Raw genomic sequence first — 18,152 nt, 5'->3', positions numbered from 1 at the left:
GTTTGCGCTGAAATTCCTTGGGGGAGTATGGTTCAAAGCTAATTCTGCGTACGTTTAGAAAAGATAACTACTTTAAAAAACACAAAGGAGAATACTATGACAAACTTAACACTAACTGACACAACACTTAAACTTGGCGAATTGAACCTTGATAAAAGTCAATTCATGCTACCTAAAAAAGTGGTAGTGCTTTCTGCTCGTATGAGTTATAAGTATCAAGAGGTAAATGGCGAACAAGTCCGAACAGACGAACCATCCAAACTAGTTTGTAGCGTTCAAGATGCGGATAAAATCAAAGTGTTAAAAGAAATGAACATTGCCATTGAAGAACTCAAAGCGATTACGCTTGAAATTCATGACAACCTCGACAAAATCACGAAATTGGCAGAAAATGACGGTTTACTTGATAAGACCGTTGAACTCGTCAATCCTCAAGTCCGTCTCATGTGGAACATGACTCGTAGTAACTGGTCTGGAGTAAAACTAGTGGCAAACGACCTTAAAATGACTGGTGACTAAGCATGGATAACAGCGTGAGGATTGACTACTTCGCTGTGACCATTAAAGATGTTCCACCAGAGGAGGTGTTAGAAGAGATACTCCTTATACCCCAAGACCAGTTTGCCCTTAATGCTTGGGGAATAAACAAGTATCAAAGCCACTATGCCTGTTCAGACATCAAAGTTTACTTTAACCAAGTCTTAGATAAGATGGGGGTCTATCTGGAACTCAAAGGACGAGGCTGTCGCCAATATGAGGAATTTATGGTGGGTAACGCTAACAACTGGGTAGCTCTGGTCACACGCCTTTACCGCTATCAGGTCAACTTTACCCGAATAGATATTGCCAATGACATCTACGATAAGGCTTTATCCGTTCAAACCCTCTACGCCTACTGTAAACGAGGCTTGTGTATTACAAGAGCACAATATATGGACTATCACGAGCGGTCAATCCTTGAAACAGGCGAACGGGTTGGTGAGACCGTCACCATAGGGGCACGAGGGAGCCAACAATGGTGTGTCTATAACAAACTCATGGAACAAAAAGGTAAAGGTAAAATCGTTGATGAGACAAACGCTTGGGTCAGAGCAGAACTCCGTTGTTGGCAAGGAAAAGCCAATATCATTGCTCACCAAATACACCTTAAAAGACCTCTGACAGCCATTTACTTTGAGGCAATCAACGGACACTACCGTTTTGTCAGACCAAATGGCAGGGACACAAATAAGCGCAGACGCCAACCCGTCAAATGGTGGCTGGATTACCTCCAGACGGAAATCAAAACACGGTTAAGCACTGAACGTACCAAGCCAACGCTTAGACAGTCAGAACGATGGGCGGAAAAACAAGTCTCAAAGACCTTAGCCAAACTCTATGTGGCTAAATATGAGGCAACAACTCTTGAAGGAGCAGACCAATTTCTCCAAGACCTCTTAAAACTGGGATTATCGAAATTTACCAACAGCGATGAAAAGGAGATTGACCAATATGTCCGTGAACACCAAAGTTCCAACACTTGGGGCATACAAAAAGACGACTTGCCGTAAACAAATCGCCTTAGAAATAATAACTACAAATATTATATCATGAAAGGACAAAAAAAGACTATGCAAGTGATTTTACCAGACGAACAAATTCATCAGCTACAACTGTTAATTAGCCGGCTTATAGAAAATGAAATAAAAAATAAATTGGATAGTAACAACATTGAAAGTCCATTCTTGAACAAGCAACAAGCTTGTAAGTATCTAGGAATTGCCAATAATACGCTTGATTCTTGGATAAAAAAGGGGTTACCAGTTATTCGAGTTGGAAAAACTGTCCGCTTTGATAGAATTGAACTCAATCACTGGTTACAAAATCAGTAGCATTATAACCGTGGTTTGATATAATTAAGCCACGGTATTTTTCTAGCTCAATTCAAAAAAGGAGAATACTATGTCAATTACAAAAACTAAAAATGGAACTTATCGCTTACGTATCTATGTCCCAGAAGAAGTTAAATCATCATTGGGAATTGATAAGAAAGTAATTGAAAAACGTTTCAAATTAAGGAGTGAAGCTAAAAAATACGAACTTGAATTACAAAACAGGATTGATAAAATTTTAAGCGGAGATGCAACCTCATTGGAAACAAATGGTTCAATCCTCTTTTCCGATTTTTATCACAATGTTTGGTGGGAATCCTATAAAGCAGGTCAAACAACATCTACTACAAAACCACCTTCACAAGCTACTATTGACGGTACAGAAATTGTCTTTAGAAAGCATATCCTACCCTTGCTTGGAAATTATTCTATTGATTTTCTCAATCAAAATAAACAAGTTGTTTTGAACCTATTGTCACAAAAAGCAGAAGAATATGCCAACTTCAAGGTCATCAGAAGTTATGTTAACTCTATTTTTGATTGGGCTGAGGAATTAGAATATATCGAAACTAATCGTCTCTCTAAAACCATTAGCCGTATTAAAGCGACTAAAAAAATCAAACTACAAGAGGCTAAAAATGATGAAGATTTGTATCTGTCACAATCAGAACTACAAGCTTGGTTTACAGCTTTTGAAGAAGATTTAGAAAATGACAAACTCCTGTTCAAAGATTATGTGTTATTCTATACAACTTTTTTCTTAGGAGATAGAAAATCTGAAAGCTATGCCTTACAATGGAAGCACATTAACATCAAGAAACAAGAAATTCAGTTAGTGAAAGCCTTGGATAAGTATAAAAATCTAAAATCAACTAAGGGTAATAAAAAGACGACTTTCCATATTCCCATTGAGCTAGCTGATTTACTCCATGCTTGGAAAAAGCAGCAAAAATTGGAATTAGCAAAGTTCAATATTATTCAATCTGATGAACAGTATGTCTTTACTTATATTGACACAAAAGGAAACGTTAATAGTCCCTTACATGCTGATTATCTTAATAATAAGATGAAGTCAGTCGAACGCCGTCATAAGGAACTAATACACGCTACACCTCATAAATTACGTCATACGGGGGCAACTCTTGCCAAACAATCTGGCACATCACTAGAAGCCATTTCAGAGGCTCTAACGCATAGCGACACTTTTACAACTAAGACCTATGTCAATACTTCAAATGTCGTTCCAATGGCTGTTGGAGAGATTGCTTATCGTAACTTAAAAAAGTAATGGTGTGAATTTGGTGTGAAAAGTGGTGTGAATTTTACTTAAAAGACATCAAAAAACACTCCATGGTGTGAACCATGAAGTGCTTGAAACGTTGATATAATCGTGTTGATTAACGTTTTGAGAATTGTGATGCTTTACGAGCTTTCTTAAGACCTGGTTTCTTACGTTCAACCATACGTGCATCACGAGTAAGAAGTCCAGCGCGTTTCAATGAATCGCGGAAGTCTGGGTCTACTTGAAGAAGTGCACGAGCGATACCGTGACGGATCGCACCTGATTGACCAGCGTATCCACCACCTACAACGTTAACGTGTACGTCGTATGAACCTTCAGTTGAAGTAACTGTGAAAGGTTGGTTGATAACGAGACGAAGGTCTGCGTGTGGGATGTATTCTTCTAGATCTTTTTTGTTAACAGTGATTTTACCAGTACCTGGAACCAAACGTACGCGTGCAACAGCGTTTTTACGGCGTCCTGTACCTGCATATTGTGCTTGTGCCATTATATTAGTGCTCCTTTCCTCTTAGAATTAGATAAGTCCTGAGATATCAAGTACTTCTGGTTGTTGTGCAGCGTGAGTGTGCTCACCGCCAACGAAGACTTTCAATTTCATACCTTGTGCGCGTCCAAGAGTATTGTGTGGAAGCATACCTTTAACTGATTTTTCGATCAAACGAACAGCGTTTTTAGAACGAAGTTCACCTGCTGAGATTTGTTTCAAACCACCTGGGTACATTGAGTGAGTGTAGTAGATCTTATCAGTTGCTTTTTTACCAGTCAATTTAACTTTTTCAGCATTGATAACGATTACGAAATCACCTGTATCAGTGTGTGGTGTGAAAGTTGGTTTGTTTTTTCCGCGAAGTACGCTAGCAACTACTGCAGAGAGACGTCCAAGTGGCACATCAGTTGCGTCAACGACATACCATTTACGTTCAACTTGGCCTGGTTTAGCCATAAATGTTGTTTTGTTCATGATTTCTCCTATATATAGTTCGATTTTTGTTTACGAGTGATGGGTGTTCCTTCCCATCGAAAAGTATTTGGAAGGTTCCGGGGCCTTTCAAATGGGGTAAACAATACCGTTTACCATAATATCAAAAAAATAAGTCCAAGGCAACACTTACCTACCATCTTTTCTAAGTTTTTTAGCGATTTTTTCTTCTTTTTCATAGAAAACGCTTAGCGGAATTTACGGGTATTTTCTGCTAAGTGAACTAAGTGGCGTAAAAAGTCATGCGTTTTTGCTTGGTAATCATAAGTCCAGCCTAAATCATAGATATAACCATTGATATAATCAACTTCTGTCTGACGTCCTTTGTTCATATCTTGGTACATTGACGGATAATGCAGAGGGCTTGTTTCCGCGCTAACATACCGAATGGTCTCCCATTCTTCATCACGACTATTCAGAGGAGTAATGCCCGCTAATTCGGCAACGTTATAAGCTTCATCAATTAATTGACGTCCTAGTTTTTCGGCACCTTCATAATCAATGAATTGTCCCATACGAATTTCAAAAAGGGTGCAAATGGTATTGATGACCGAATTGAACACAACTTTTGTGTAAAGTGTTCCTAAAAAATTATCCGTCAGATTTGAATTAAGGTTTGAGGCTTCAAATTCAGTTATTATCTGCTTTTGAACATCATCGACCGTCCCTGATTGAGCGGCAATATTAATAGAACCAGCACCTGCTTTTCCAATAAAATCAACATTTCCTGCGTCTTTCAAGACCGTTCCAATCAGACAAGTTCCTGCTAAAACTTTTTCAGGCGCAAAATAGCGATTGATTTTCTCGATATGTCCCATGCCATTCATTCCTGTGAAACAATATTGATTTTCGTGGAAGAAGTGCTTACTTCGTTCGAGCAACTGTGACAAATGCATTTGTTTATCAAAAATGATAAAAACATCTGGTTTACCTTGGTATTCTTCTGGTGTCTGAATGCTAATTGGAATCAGATGACGATTTTTACCATCACGTGATTGATAAACACCACCTTGTTTTCTAACCGTGTCGATTTGCTCTTCCCACGTATCAATAAAATCCACTTTAGCACCGAGATGTTCTTTTAATAGCAGCCCAAAACGTAGTCCCATTGCACCACTTCCAAGTACAGCATAAGTCAAAGCCATATCTTTTCCTCCTTTGATTTTAAAAATTATATCACTTCATCAGTCGAATATGGAGGAAATCAGGTATAGAATTTTCTTATTTCTAGCTATAAATAAAGCAATAAAAGATTTCATGTGCTTTTTCAAACAAATCACTAACTATTAACTTTAATATTGTAATCCAAACTAACAACTTTTTCTGTATAAGCATCGGCTGTAATGCGAATACAATAGTCTCCACTTTTAAAATAGAGCTTTTGTGAATCTTTTAAGTCATCACCATCTATTTGATAATAGTGATGATGATTATTGTCTACGATAGTTAGGTGAAGGTTGCCATTATCTGTCGTCGCATTAACCTTGACCTCTAATTTACCAGCTTTTGTAACTGTAAAATATCCTTTAGCCACTGTCAGAGAGGTTTGTGCCGCATCATTACTTTTATAAGTTTTATCATCTTTCATGGAAAAATTAACTGATTGGCTATTGTGTTTATTCCAAATACCAACGGCTATTACACAAATGAGGACAAAAATTGGTAGAGCAATCAACCATAAGCGAGAGTTCGTCTTGGATTTGTTGTTAGTCGTCAATTGCATTTCATTTTTGACTAAGTCATCAACTGAGATTCCAAAGTGTTGACTAATTTTAATGAGCATTTCAACATCGGGATAACTTTTCCCATTTTCTCAACTAGAAACCGTTTGTCTAGATACATGGAATAAATTAGCAAACCCATCTTGACTAAGATTATTCTTTTTTCTTAATTCGTTGATATTCATTATAAAACTCTCCTTTCGCTACTGACGTAACGAGTACATTATCTCCTTTTTCGTTTTGAAACACTATCCAATATCCTTGACATATTAGCTAAGGTGCCTTTACATCGTGTCAAATTCACCTGACAGTCCCATTTTACAATAAAAGAGCAGCATTTTACTACTCTTTTTACTTTAACTTTATCTAGCTTTCTCACCAATCGTAAAGACGGCTAATGTCCCTGGTCCGAAGTGGGTAGAAATAACTGGACCTAGTGGCATAATAAGAACTTGCTCAATGCCGTTAACTGTTAACAATTGTTCTTTTAGATTCTCAGCAGCTTCTAAATCATTAGCATAAGCGACAATCGCTGTGCTATGTCCAATATCCTGAGTAGCATATAACACCATTTCTTTAATGGCTTTTTTACGTCCACGGATTTTAGCCAAAGGAACCAACTTACCCGAATCGTCTAGCCAAAGAAGGGGCTTGATATTAATCAAACTACCAATAATTGCTGAGCTCTTAGAAAGACGGCCCCCACGCATAAGATGATATAGATCATCAACTAAGAAATAAGTTCGTAAACGTGGCAGAATGTCCTCAATCATGGCTTTCGTTTTGGCTAAACTCTTACCTTGGTCACGAGCTTCTGCCGCCAAGATAGAGAGATAACCTTCTCCACCTGCTGCCGCCAGGGTATCTACAATCTCAATGACAGCTTCTGGATGCTCATCCAAAATCATGTCACGCGCCATAACGGCACTTTGATAAGTACCTGAAAGCACTGATGAGAAGGCCAGATAAAGGAGATCATCACCATTTTGAGCGTGACGACGAAAAACCTCTTCAAATTGACCAACATTCACCTGACTTGTGGTCGGTTGACCTCCTTCTTGCATAGCTTCCAACAGACGGTCACTCGTTAATCGATTGGGGCCAACGGTCTCATAAGTAATATCATCGAGCGTAATGGTTAGACCAATAAGTTCAACATCATTCTCCTGAGCCCATTTTTCATCTAGATCTGCTGTTGAATCTGTCAAAATTTTAAATGTCATATATCCCTCTATTTTATTTCATTTAAAAGGTTCTGTAATTTTCCTAATTGTGTTTCGTCCCATGGACGTAACTTGGGGGTTGTTAAGTCAATATGTGCTGACATCTTGTCTAAATCCGACTTAACGGTATTAACACGCTCCTCCAACTCACGTGCTGAAACACGTAAAGCTCCTTGAGAAAAGATGCCCCACTGTTCATTTAAGTCGCTAGTTGCTACTTCAACTAGATTTTGAATAGTATTCATCTCGGCTGCTGAGCGCTCAATATAGCTATCAGCTGTCTCGTCTTTCTCAGTAAAAATAACACTGACACGGTACTGATCATAGCGCTGACGATTCCCTGGAACAAACTGGGCATCAAACACACAGATGATATCAATATGCTCAAAGTTGGCATAATGATTAAGCTTACGAAGCAGTGTTTCACGAGCTTCGTCAAGCTGATTGGTCTTAAAGAGTTGACGGGTTTCTTTCCAAAAGGCAATCATATTATAACCATCAACCAGAAGTATTCTTTTTTTCATAGTTACAATCGGTTTCGATAAACTTCATACATAAGAACCGCAGCTGCCACACTGGCATTTAGGCTCTGCACATGGCCACCCATAGGAATAGTAATCATCTCATCAACTTGTTTCTTGATGTTAGCAGAGATCCCCTTACCTTCATTACCAATGATAAGAGCAAGCTTGCCATCTGTGTTCCATTTATGAGATGCTGTACCATCCATATCTGTACCAAATACCCAAAAACCTGCTTCTTTTAGCTTATCAAGGGTTTGGCTAAGATTAGTCACTCTTGCAATCGGAATATGCTCCACCGCCCCTGTTGATGTCTTGGCAACGACAGGTGTTACCCCTACAGCACGATGCTTGGGAATAATAACTCCTGTCACCTGAGTAGCATCAGCCGTTCGTAGGATAGAACCAAAGTTATGAGGATCATTAAGTCCATCTAAAATGAGAATCAGAGGGTTCTCCGCTTGCTCAGCCTTATCCATAATAACTGAGAGATCAGAGTAAGCGAACTCTGACACACGAAGGACGAAACCTTGATGAACAGCCCCACCTGTCATATCAGACAAGGTTTTCTTTGGTGTCCAAGAGATGGAAACCTTCTTTTCAGCTGCCAAGGCCTTAATAGCATCCACATTTTTCCCTCGAAGATCGTCTTGAATATAGAGTTTGTTTCCAGTATTAGCTTCTAGACTCTCCGTTACAGCATGCACACCATAAACAATGTCTAGGATTGATTCTTTAGTTGTTTTCATATGCCCATTCTATCATAAAAAAAGCACTCTTACGAGGGCAAAGCGTATTAAATAAATGTAATTTCCGCTAGGTAAAGCACTAGAAGAAATAAAACAACCCTTGCAGCAGCCAAAGTCTGCTTACCAATTGTATCTAGATCTGCAATTGATTCCGCAATCTTTCTCGCAGCCTGGGTAACGGTTTTACCTGCTGCTTGTAAGATGTCAATTGAGCCTGCACTTGTTGAACTGTTTCCGGAAATCTCTGAGATAAGTTCGTCTGTAAAGGTTACTTCTGACGAATAGATCAAATTCTCAATCTATACTTTTATCCAACTGACTTATTTCTGCAGTTGTCTATACAAGAGAGCTATCAGTTTCTTAAGCCACTTCAGATATTGGGCTTGAATCTCTTCGCTCAGATCCAGCTACTGATCGGTCCTCACCAAGAGCCTGGACACGAGCCTCTTCTGAATGAGGTTTAGCCATAGAAACACTCGTTTCTACAATATCAACTTGAGAATGCACCTCAAGAAGCGCCTCATCTGTCTCACTTGAAGAGAAAACCATCAGTGACGTTGAGGTTACCACTGAGCTTACTTGACTGGGTGGTTCTGCCTGGGCTTCAACTGAAGAAAAATCAACTTACGGAGCTGATGCCTCACTATTAACATAATCTATTTTAGCTTCATCAGATTTCACCTGAACTTCGTCTGCTTTACCTGTTTGCAACATAAAACTAGACAAAATCAAAACAACAAAAGTTGTATAGAAAACTTTTTCCTTAGCTATTCATTCACCTCCTCATTTTTGATATAGACTCATTTACTAACATTATAGACTTCTTTAACTTTCTGTTAAAAGAGTTTTATTAAAAAACGTTATAGTATCGAGATTACACGTGTCAGACACTCCTTAATTTCCTCATTTTAAAGCCTCTAAATATCAGTTTTATCTTATTTTTTATTGTTAAAACACTGAATTACTTTGATTATCAAACAATATTGATTTTTAGACATCGTTTATTTTTCACAATCTAGATGAATTTTAAACAACAAAAAATCCTGATCTCAGCAGAATTTTTAGATTTCTTTTTCAACTTCATCAATGCACCAAGCAACCAACTCTTCTAGACGGTTGATATCCTCGGTCATATGAAGATAACCCATGACTGCCTCGAAGCCTGTTGACATTTTATAGGTAATAACATCCGTATTTTTAGCTTTGGTATGACTCTTAGCATTACGACCTCGTTTGTAGATGTCCAGCTCTTTTTCAGTCAAAAGCTCTCGCTCTAGCATTTTTTCAATGAGGCTAGCTTGAGCCTTGGCGGAAACATAGCATGTAGCTAGACGATGCAATTGATTTGGCTTAGTCTGTCCTTGAAAAATCAGGTGACGGCGAATGTATAAGGAATAAACAGCATCTCCCTCAAAGGCGAGTGCAATACCACTAATAAGATTTACATCAATGTGTTTAGTCACGTGTCCACCTCACGCCCTCCTTGGTATCAAGAAGTTTGATACCTTGAGCAGCTAACTCATCACGAATACGATCTGCTGTCGCAAAGTCCTTGTTGGCACGAGCTGCTTGACGCTCTTCAATGAGTTTTTCGATATCTTCATCAAGAGTTTCTTCTTCGAAAACAATACCGAAGACTTGTAGAATTTTTTCAAAAGCATCTTTAACAGTTTCATCATAGTTGCCTGAATTAATCCATTTAGCCATATCAAACAGAACAGTCACACCATTTGCCGTATTAAAGTCATCATCCATAGCCGCCTGGAAAGCATCAAGATAAGTTTGCAATTCGGCTTGGCTTACCTCTTCTGTTAGTGGTAGACTGTGCGTATTTTTCAAATACTTGAGATTGACTTCAGCATCATGGATAGCTTTCTCGGTAAAGTTAATTGGTTTACGATACTGTTGTGTCGCTAGGAAGAAGCGAAGCACTTGCCCATCAACCGTCTTAAGCATATCATGAACAGTCACAAAGTTACCCAAGGATTTTGACATTTTCTCATTGTCCACATTGACAAAACCGTTATGCATCCAGTAATTAGCAAAGGTCTTACCAGTCTTGGCTTCTGATTGTGCGATTTCATTAGTATGGTGTGGGAACTCAAGGTCCGCACCTCCACCATGGATATCGATAGTATCCCCAAGGATTTCAGTTGCCATAACAGAACATTCGATGTGCCAGCCTGGACGTCCAGGTCCCCAAGGACTTTCCCAAGAAATCTCTCCTTCTTTGGCAGCTTTCCAAAGGGCAAAATCCAGAGGATCTTCCTTACGATCTGTCTCAGCATCCGTACGTCCGCTAGCACCAATTTCAAGATCTTCCAAGGTCTTGTTGGCTAATTTAGCATAATTGTTTGACTTAGTTACTCGGAAGTATACATCACCTTCAGAAACATAAGCAAAACCTTTATCAATCAAGATTGATACAAATGCAATGATTTCATCCATGTAGTTAATAACACGAGGATTTTGTGTCGCTGGTTTGATTCCAAGTTGTGCGGTATCTTCCATAAAGGCTGTGATAAACTTGTCTGATAATTCTTTGGTCGAAATACCAACTTCATTGGCCGCCTTGATAATCTTATCATCTACATCTGTAAAGTTAGAAATGTAGTTAACAGTATAACCACGATACTCAAAATAACGACGAATGGTATCAAAAGCTACTGTTGAACGGGCATTTCCGATATGAATATAATTGTAGACGGTTGGTCCGCAAACATACATATTGACAGTGTTCTCTGTCAAAGGTACGAAATCACGGAGCGAACGTGTCATTGTATCATAAATTTTTATCACTAGAGATTCCTTTCAATTAATTGGAAACTATTTTTTATCCCTAAAATGGTTTAAGTATAAACATAAGAGTATAACGAGAATGATAATCCCCATGGCCGCAACTAGCAGACCTTGAGCCAAAAGAAACATAGCAGAAACAAAGCTCCCAACTATATAAAATAAAAGACCAAAAAAGGATTACTTTTGAACAATTTTTTCACAACTCAAGTCTCACTTGTGACGTTGCTTGTAGACAATACCAGCCCACAAAAAAGAGATACAAAACCATAAAGCAGCCCTGCTATAATCCCCTCTATGTAAAGCAATGTAAACAAGAGCGAGTGGACCTACAACGGTCAGTCAAGTCACCTTTGAACTAAAGAGTCTCATCTTTTTCTTTCCTTATAGACGTGATGAGTGAAAGCTAGCTGCTTTTAGAAGATCTTCTAGCTTTTCGCTATAGTATTCACGACCTTCCTCAATGTCATGAATCACTTCTTCATCCTTTTTACCGTGAACACGTACGACCTTAGCAGGGACACCAACTACCGTAACATCTTCTGGGACATCGGCAACAACCACAGCTCCTGCACCTACCTTGGCATTTTTTCCAATCTCAATAGGGCCAATAATCTGAGCATGGGCTGAAACCAATGCACCCTCACGAACGGTTGGGTGACGTTTTCCGACATCTTTACCAGTACCACCTAAAGTAACACCGTGATAGAGCATAGCTCCTTTTTCAACCACAGCTGTTTCACCAATGACAAGGCCAGAACCGTGATCAATAAAGACACCTTCAGCAATCTGAGCCCCAGGGTGAATCTCAATCTGAGTCCAAAATCGCCAAAATTGACTATGCATACGAGCTAAGAGTCGACAATTGTGGCGCCAGAGAAAATGTGAGATACGATGAGCGGCCAAGGCTTTGAGACCAGGATAGGTTAAAAGAACCTCCAAACTTGTCCGAGCCGCTGGATCATTTTTCTTTACAATATCAATACTTTCTTTCCACCACCCCATATAGGTCACTCCTTATATCATTATTGTTTACTGTCGCCTTATTATCTTTTCAGAGGTTTGATAATACCAGGATTACTTGCTATCATCCTCAAAATAAGCCCAATCGACTAACTCAGGATGCTCATCAAAAGGATTGATGACAACACCTTGAACCTTGTCCAACTCATTTTCGCCACTTGAAGGCTGGTAAATTTCTGCCAATGGCCACTGCAGAATGGTCCCTTTAGCCTTACGGAAAGGTAAACCAAAAGTCTCGCTCCCGTACCATTTAGCAAAGCTCGTCAAGTTTGTAAACACAGGCACATAGCTCTGCCCCTCTGCATTCGACATAGTCGCAAAGAAACGGTCATCCTGACCATCTTCCTCGCGCTTGTGAACGAAGGCTGGAACAAGATAAATCTTATCCTTAGGATCTGCCTTTTGATTTTTCTCACCCAGAAGATTATTAAGAGTCTGAGTAAAATAGTTGATGAATTGAATTAATTCACTGCTTGCAAAAAGAGTGGTATTCGAGAAGTCACCCACCTCTTTAAGGTTAAAAGCAAGGCCAAAAAGTTCTGCCTCAACAAGCTGAGATAGAATATCTAAACTTGAACATTTTACCCAAGTCTGATCTTTGGCACTATCTTGAGTATCTTTAAAGGCTTGCAAATCCTGCTCACTTGTAAAGACAGGAACAACCTTCTTCCCTTCTACTTCAACTGCATAAAGGCTTTGAGTTGCCAATACCGGAGTATGTTGGAGGTGATTAACCAAGGACAGACTAGTCAAAAAATGGTCTGGTTCCGTTAAAAACTCTCTCAAGGTTTCATCAAAGGCTTGCAATTCTTGATTTTCTGTCATTATTCTATTTATTCTTTCGTTTCTGATTCATCACTTTTTTTCGGTGCTTCCACACTTTCATTATGATGGTCTGGTTTATGATGAGAACAACAGCAGTGACGATGCTCTTCTCCATTTTCCCCGTCTTCATTTTTTTCAGGTTTAGGAAGCAAGGTTTTGATTGAAGCATCAACACGACCTTTTTCATCGATTTTGATAATTTTAACGGTTACCATATCCCCAACCTTAACCACATCTTCAACATGCTCAGTGTGTTTCCAAGCTAATTCTGAAATGTGGACTAAGGCATCAGTCTTATTGAAGAGGTGGACAAAGGCACCGAACTTTTCAATACGCACAACTGGTACGGTGTAGACCTCGCCAACCTTAGCTTCACGTACAAGGTCAGAGATGATTGTTTTAGCACGGTCAATAGCATCCTGATCACTAGAGAAAATCTGAACGAGTCCTTCTTCATCGATATCAATTGTGACACCTGTCTCAGCGATAATCTTGTCAATGGTTTCACCACCCTTACCGATGACAACCTTAATCTTGTCAACAGGAATCTGAATACTATCGATCTTAGGAGCTGTTGGGGCCAATTCCGAACGTGGTTCAGCAATCGCTGACTCAATAACATCAAGAATTTCAAAACGTGCCACCTTAGCTTGAGCTAAAGCTTCCTCAAGAATAGCAGGTGTAATTCCTGAAATCTTAATATCCATCTGAAGAGCTGTAATACCTAGACGTGTACCAGCCACCTTAAAGTCCATATCACCAAAATGATCTTCTAAACCTTGAATGTCGGTTAGAACAGTGTAGTTGGTTCCATCTGAAATAAGACCCATGGCAATTCCCGCAACAGGTGCCTTAATCGGCACCCCACCGGCCATAAGAGCCAAAGTGCCTGCACAAATAGAAGCCTGTGAAGAAGAACCATTTGACTCCAAGACTTCGGATACCAAACGGATAGCATATGGAAACTCTTCAACGCTTGGAAGAACTTGAGCAAGGGCACGTTCACCTAAAACTCCGTGACCAATTTCACGACGGCCTGGTGCACCGTAACGCCCTGTTTCACCCACCGAATACTGAGGGAAATTGTAGTGGTGAAGGAAACGTTTCTTATACTCTGGATCCAAACCATCAACGAGTTGTGTATCACTCATAGGGGCTAAAGTCAAGACTGATAAGGCCTGGGTTTGCCCACGTGTAAAGAGACCTGATCCATGAACATTTGGCAGAAAGTCAATTTCAGCATCCAAAGGACGAATTTCATCCACACGACGACCATCAGGACGAACCTTGTCTTCTGTAATCAGACGGCGCACTTCAGCATGTTCCATCTGCTCAAGGATTTCTACCACATCACGTAGAATGGTTTCCTTATCCTCATCTTCTGCAAAACGTTCTTGATAAGAAGCGAGGACCTCTTCTTTAACAGCCTTGGTTGCTGCCTCACGCGCCAGTTTTTCTTCCACCTGAACAGCCTTAGCTAACTGATCATAATAAACTGCTTCAATTTCAGCCTTCAAATCAGCATCCACTTGGAACAGTTCAACCTCAGCCTTTTCCTTACCAACAGCCGCAACAATATAATTTTGGAAATCAACCAACTCTTGAATAGCTTCATGTCCCTTCAAAAGTGCTTGCAACACGATGTCCTCTGACAATTCCTGAGCACCTGCTTCTACCATATTGATGGCTTCCTTGGTACCTGCCACTATCAAGTCTAAATGTGAAACTTCTTTATCTGATGCACTTGGGTTGATGATGAAATCTTCCGCTGCATAAGCCACTTGAACCCCAGCAATAGGACCATTGAAAGGAATATCCGAAATAGAAAGTGCTAAAGAACTCCCAAACATAGCGGCCATTGGCGCACTAGCATTCTCATCATAAGAGAGAACAGTATTAATGACTTGAACTTCGTTACGAAAACCCTCCGCAAACATGGGACGAATAGGACGGTCAATAAGACGAGCAGTCAAAGTGGCATCAGTCGAAGGTCGTCCCTCACGCTTGCTAAAGCCTCCTGGGAACTTACCAGCCGCATACATTTTTTCCTCATAATTAACCTGTAAAGGAAAGAAATCTGCAGTTGCCATCTTTTTAGACATAACAGCTACTGACAATACGGTTGTATCTCCATAACGTACTACAACGGCACCATTAGCCTGCTTGGCTACCTGTCCCACTTCCACAACAAGTGGGCGTCCTTCAAAGGTCATCTCAAAAGTTTGTTTAGCCATGTTGATCCCTCTTTTTATCCATAACCAACCCCACAAAAACGAACTGGTCAACTTTATATCATTCATTTGATATAACTTCCATTTTACCATATTATAGTCGAAAATGGCAGAGCTTCGGCATAAGTTGCGCTCCAAGCTTTTCTCGATTTCAGATATTTAAGTGGTTTTGTGATATAATAAACACTTATGAGAGACAAAGGAATGACTATGAAAAAATTACAACACATCATTATGATTGCCTTAATCTTAATAGGCCTAGCAACACCTGCCCTAGCACAAGATCAGACTGATTCCTTCAATGTTGCTGCAAAACATGCGATCGCTATCGAAACCACTACAGGAAAAGTGCTCTATGAAAAGGATGCTACAACTCCTGATGGTGTTGCTTCAATGACGAAAATCCTGACAGCCTACATGGTCTACAAAGCTGTTGATCAAGGTAAAATTACTTGGGACACTGAGGTAGGTATCTCAGATTATCCATTCAACTTAACAGTTGATTCAGAGGTTTCAAACGTCCCACTAGACTCTCGAAAATATACTGTCAAACAACTCTTAGATGCCACCCTCATTAGTAGTGCCAACAGTGCAGCAATTGCTCTAGCTGAAAAAATCTCAGGAACAGAGAGTACCTTTGTTGACACTATGACAGCCCAACTAAAAGAATGGGGCATTACAGATGCTAAATTATTTAACGCTTCAGGTCTGAACAATAAATATCTAGGAGATAACCGTTATCCTGGCTCTAAACCAGATGACGAAAATACCATGAGTGCTCTAGATATTGCGATTATCGCAGACCATCTCATCAAAGACTATCCCCAAGTACTCGAAATCACCAAACAAACCGAGGTTGATTTCGAGGGTGACAACAAATTGACTACCCACAACTATATGTTAGAAGGCCAAGAAAACTACCGTGAGGGGGTTGATGGGCTTAAGACTGGAACAACTGAACTAGCTGGGGCATCCTTCGTAGCCCACTCCAATGAAAATGGCATGAGCTTGATTACAGTCGTTATGAATGCGTACAATGGTGGGGACGATGAATCTGCACGTTTCACAGCCATAAATGAGTTGCTAGATTATGTGACACAAAACTGGGAAATCAAAACCCTCAACACTAATGGACAAATCGTCAAGAAAAATGATATCAAGGTAGCCGATGGAGACAGAAAAACCATCTCTGCTAGGCTCGAATCAGATCTTACAGTCGTCCAAAAAATAAATAGCCTAAATGATTCAGTAAAAATCCAAGCCAAAACCGTGACAGCTCCTATCAAAAAAGGAGATACCATTGGAACAGCAATCTATGATGATAAAGATCTCGTAGGAACAAGTTATATTTCTGATCCACCTCAAGTTGATGTCACAGCCAACCAGTCCATTAAGAAAAGCTTCTTCTTAAAAGTTTGGTGGAATCATATCCTTAATTTCTTCACAGGAAACAAGTAAACACAAAACTATCTTTTAATATCAAAAGATAGTTTTTATTTGCTTTGAAAATCGTGGTATAATCGTAAAAGCTCCTTCTCAACACCTTAAGTTCCTCTCAAAATGTGGTATAATAAATATCCAAAACACATGAAAGAACAAACCATGAAAAAACTGATTACGCTTATTATGACCTTCTTACTCTGTCTGGGAAGCGTAACTCCTACTTTTGCAGCAGATAAGAAAAAAGGATTTGATGCCTCAGCCAAGCATGCTATTGCTGTCGAAGCAACTACCGGTAAGATTTTATACGAAAAAGATGCGACTACCCCTACTGGGATTGGCTCTATTACCAAACTTCTAACAGCCTATATGGTTTATAAAGCGGTAGACCAAGGAGACCTCAAATGGAACACTAAAGTCGACATTTCTGACTATCCCTTTGAATTGACTGTCAGTGCCGGAGTGTCCAATATTCCACTAGATGCCCGTAAGTACACTGTCAAACAGCTCCTCGACGCAACTCTTATTTGCCAGTGCCAACAGCGCAGCCATTGCCCTAGCCGAGGAAATCGGAGGCACTGAGAGTAAGTTTGCCGACATGATGAAAGCCCAACTCAAAGACTGGGGTATCACTGATGCCAAGATTGTCAATGCCTCTGGTCTTAATAATTCCTATTTAGGTAATAATATTTATCCAGGTTCTAAATCAGATGAAGAAAACACCATGAGTGCCAAGGGTGTTGCTGTCATTGCACAACATGTGATTAAAGAATATCCCGAAATCCTCGACATCACTAAAAAGACAGAAGCTAATTTTAATGGTGTCAATAAACTCAAAACCTTTAACTATATGCTTAAGGAACAGCCTAGTTACCGCAAGGGAGTTGATGGGCTCCAAACGGGTACCACTGATTTGGCCGGAGCCTCCTTCGTAGCCCATTCAAATGAAAGTGGGATGAGTATTATCACAGTCATCATAAATGCTGAGCACACCGATACGGATGACTATGCCTGGTTTACCGCAACCAATGAACTCCTTAATTACGTGGTCTACCATTGGGAAAGTAAGACTATTGCTAAGAAAGGACAAGCCATCAGCAAAAGCCAAGTAGATGTCCTCGATGGTAAATCCAAGCAAGTGTCTGCTGTCGCTAAGTCTGACTTTAATACTATCCAAAAAATAGATGCTAACAATAACAAACACATTAAAGTCACTACCAACCAGATTCAAGCCCCTGTCAAGTCAGGAGACAAGGTGGGAACAGCCACCTTTGAAGATAGGACTCTTGTAGGAGATGGCTACCTACCTAACCAAGGCTGCCAAGCATGGAACTGGTTGCTGGTAAAGAAGTTAAGAAGAGCTTCTTCCTCAAGGTTTGGTGGAACCACTTTGTCACCTTTGTCAACGAGAAACTCTAATACTTACAGTCGAGCGTGGCTCGACTTTTTCTTTTACGCCTGCTTTACGGA

19 protein-coding genes and 1 pseudogene are annotated in these 18,152 nt (G+C 39.9%); 6 read left to right on the top strand and 14 right to left on the bottom strand.

The window, feature by feature from the left end:
* The first annotated feature begins 96 nt into the window (after positions 1–96).
* The 4 genes from E3C75_RS02605 (at position 97) to E3C75_RS02590 (ending at position 3,159) form a co-directional block, all read left to right on the top strand.
* On the top strand, positions 97–519 hold the full coding sequence (locus E3C75_RS02605) for a hypothetical protein (RefSeq protein ID WP_045768735.1): 423 nt from the start codon (positions 97–99) through the stop codon (positions 517–519).
* 2 nt (positions 520–521) lie between these two features.
* Positions 522–1,550: a replication initiation factor domain-containing protein gene (locus E3C75_RS02600; RefSeq protein ID WP_046165023.1), complete on the top strand. Its 1,029-nt coding sequence runs from the start codon at positions 522–524 to the stop codon at positions 1,548–1,550.
* Between the two features lie 60 nt (positions 1,551–1,610).
* The gene (locus tag E3C75_RS02595; protein WP_061599972.1) at positions 1,611–1,871 is read left to right on the top strand and encodes a helix-turn-helix domain-containing protein; all 261 of its coding nucleotides are present in this window, start codon (positions 1,611–1,613) and stop codon (positions 1,869–1,871) included.
* A gap of 70 nt (positions 1,872–1,941) precedes the next feature.
* On the top strand, positions 1,942–3,159 hold the full coding sequence (locus E3C75_RS02590) for a site-specific integrase (protein ID WP_111679105.1): 1,218 nt from the start codon (positions 1,942–1,944) through the stop codon (positions 3,157–3,159).
* 109 nt (positions 3,160–3,268) lie between these two features.
* Here the strand turns inward: E3C75_RS02590 and rpsI are convergent, their stop codons facing one another.
* The 14 genes from rpsI to pnp form a co-directional block, all read right to left on the bottom strand.
* Positions 3,269–3,661: a 30S ribosomal protein S9 gene (gene rpsI, locus E3C75_RS02585; protein WP_111679103.1), complete on the bottom strand. Its 393-nt coding sequence runs from the start codon at positions 3,659–3,661 to the stop codon at positions 3,269–3,271.
* Positions 3,662–3,688: 27 nt separating this feature from the next.
* Complete coding sequence (gene rplM, locus E3C75_RS02580; protein WP_002886374.1) at positions 3,689–4,135, bottom strand: 50S ribosomal protein L13; 447 nt, start codon at positions 4,133–4,135, stop codon at positions 3,689–3,691.
* Positions 4,136–4,341: 206 nt separating this feature from the next.
* Positions 4,342–5,298 carry a ketopantoate reductase family protein gene (locus E3C75_RS02575; protein ID WP_111679101.1) on the bottom strand — a complete coding sequence of 319 codons (957 nt, stop codon included), beginning with the start codon at positions 5,296–5,298 and terminating at the stop codon, positions 4,342–4,344.
* A gap of 134 nt (positions 5,299–5,432) precedes the next feature.
* Positions 5,433–5,936, bottom strand: coding sequence for a hypothetical protein (locus E3C75_RS02570; protein WP_064356112.1), 504 nt, complete (start codon positions 5,934–5,936; stop codon positions 5,433–5,435).
* 300 nt (positions 5,937–6,236) lie between these two features.
* Positions 6,237–7,097, bottom strand: a complete 861-nt coding sequence (locus E3C75_RS02565) for a DegV family protein (protein ID WP_111679099.1) — start codon at positions 7,095–7,097, stop codon at positions 6,237–6,239.
* An 8-nt stretch (positions 7,098–7,105) separates the two neighbouring features.
* Positions 7,106–7,621: an NYN domain-containing protein gene (locus E3C75_RS02560; protein ID WP_111679097.1), complete on the bottom strand. Its 516-nt coding sequence runs from the start codon at positions 7,619–7,621 to the stop codon at positions 7,106–7,108.
* Between the two features lie 2 nt (positions 7,622–7,623).
* Positions 7,624–8,367, bottom strand: coding sequence for a 23S rRNA (guanosine(2251)-2'-O)-methyltransferase RlmB (gene rlmB / locus E3C75_RS02555; protein ID WP_111679095.1), 744 nt, complete (start codon positions 8,365–8,367; stop codon positions 7,624–7,626).
* Positions 8,368–8,414: 47 nt separating this feature from the next.
* Positions 8,415–8,657, bottom strand: a complete 243-nt coding sequence (locus E3C75_RS02550; protein ID WP_011680622.1) for a hypothetical protein — start codon at positions 8,655–8,657, stop codon at positions 8,415–8,417.
* A gap of 70 nt (positions 8,658–8,727) precedes the next feature.
* Positions 8,728–8,916 (bottom strand): hypothetical protein, encoded by a 189-nt coding sequence (locus E3C75_RS02545; protein ID WP_011225306.1) that lies wholly within the window; start codon positions 8,914–8,916, stop codon positions 8,728–8,730.
* 512 nt (positions 8,917–9,428) lie between these two features.
* A complete protein-coding gene (locus tag E3C75_RS02540; RefSeq protein ID WP_111679093.1) occupies positions 9,429–9,830 on the bottom strand; it encodes a Mini-ribonuclease 3 in 402 nt (133 codons plus the stop codon).
* The gene (gene cysS / locus E3C75_RS02535) at positions 9,823–11,166 is read right to left on the bottom strand and encodes a cysteine--tRNA ligase (protein WP_065972795.1); all 1,344 of its coding nucleotides are present in this window, start codon (positions 11,164–11,166) and stop codon (positions 9,823–9,825) included. The genes E3C75_RS02540 and cysS overlap by 8 nt, the downstream gene beginning before the upstream one ends.
* A 381-nt stretch (positions 11,167–11,547) precedes the next feature.
* Positions 11,548–12,168 carry a serine O-acetyltransferase gene (gene cysE, locus E3C75_RS02530; protein ID WP_002948444.1) on the bottom strand — a complete coding sequence of 207 codons (621 nt, stop codon included), beginning with the start codon at positions 12,166–12,168 and terminating at the stop codon, positions 11,548–11,550.
* A 72-nt stretch (positions 12,169–12,240) separates the two neighbouring features.
* A complete protein-coding gene (locus tag E3C75_RS02525) occupies positions 12,241–13,011 on the bottom strand; it encodes an SseB family protein (RefSeq protein WP_111679091.1) in 771 nt (256 codons plus the stop codon).
* An 8-nt stretch (positions 13,012–13,019) separates the two neighbouring features.
* Complete coding sequence (gene pnp / locus E3C75_RS02520; protein WP_100262595.1) at positions 13,020–15,245, bottom strand: polyribonucleotide nucleotidyltransferase; 2,226 nt, start codon at positions 15,243–15,245, stop codon at positions 13,020–13,022.
* 207 nt (positions 15,246–15,452) lie between these two features.
* On the opposite strand from pnp, the gene pbp3 (E3C75_RS02515) reads away from it, so the two are divergent.
* Together pbp3 (E3C75_RS02515) and pbp3 (E3C75_RS02510) are read left to right on the top strand one after the other, a co-directional pair.
* On the top strand, positions 15,453–16,700 hold the full coding sequence (gene pbp3 / locus E3C75_RS02515) for a D-alanyl-D-alanine carboxypeptidase PBP3 (protein ID WP_172451561.1): 1,248 nt from the start codon (positions 15,453–15,455) through the stop codon (positions 16,698–16,700).
* A gap of 144 nt (positions 16,701–16,844) precedes the next feature.
* Positions 16,845–18,101: pseudogene (pbp3, locus tag E3C75_RS02510) on the top strand (D-alanyl-D-alanine carboxypeptidase PBP3).
* The last annotated feature ends 51 nt before the right edge of the window (positions 18,102–18,152 follow it).

Source organism: Streptococcus thermophilus (assembly GCF_010120595.1).
GTDB classification, from domain to species: domain Bacteria; phylum Bacillota; class Bacilli; order Lactobacillales; family Streptococcaceae; genus Streptococcus; species Streptococcus thermophilus.
Note: the sequence above shows the minus strand (reverse complement) of the source record. Positions and strands in the feature narration are given on the sequence as shown.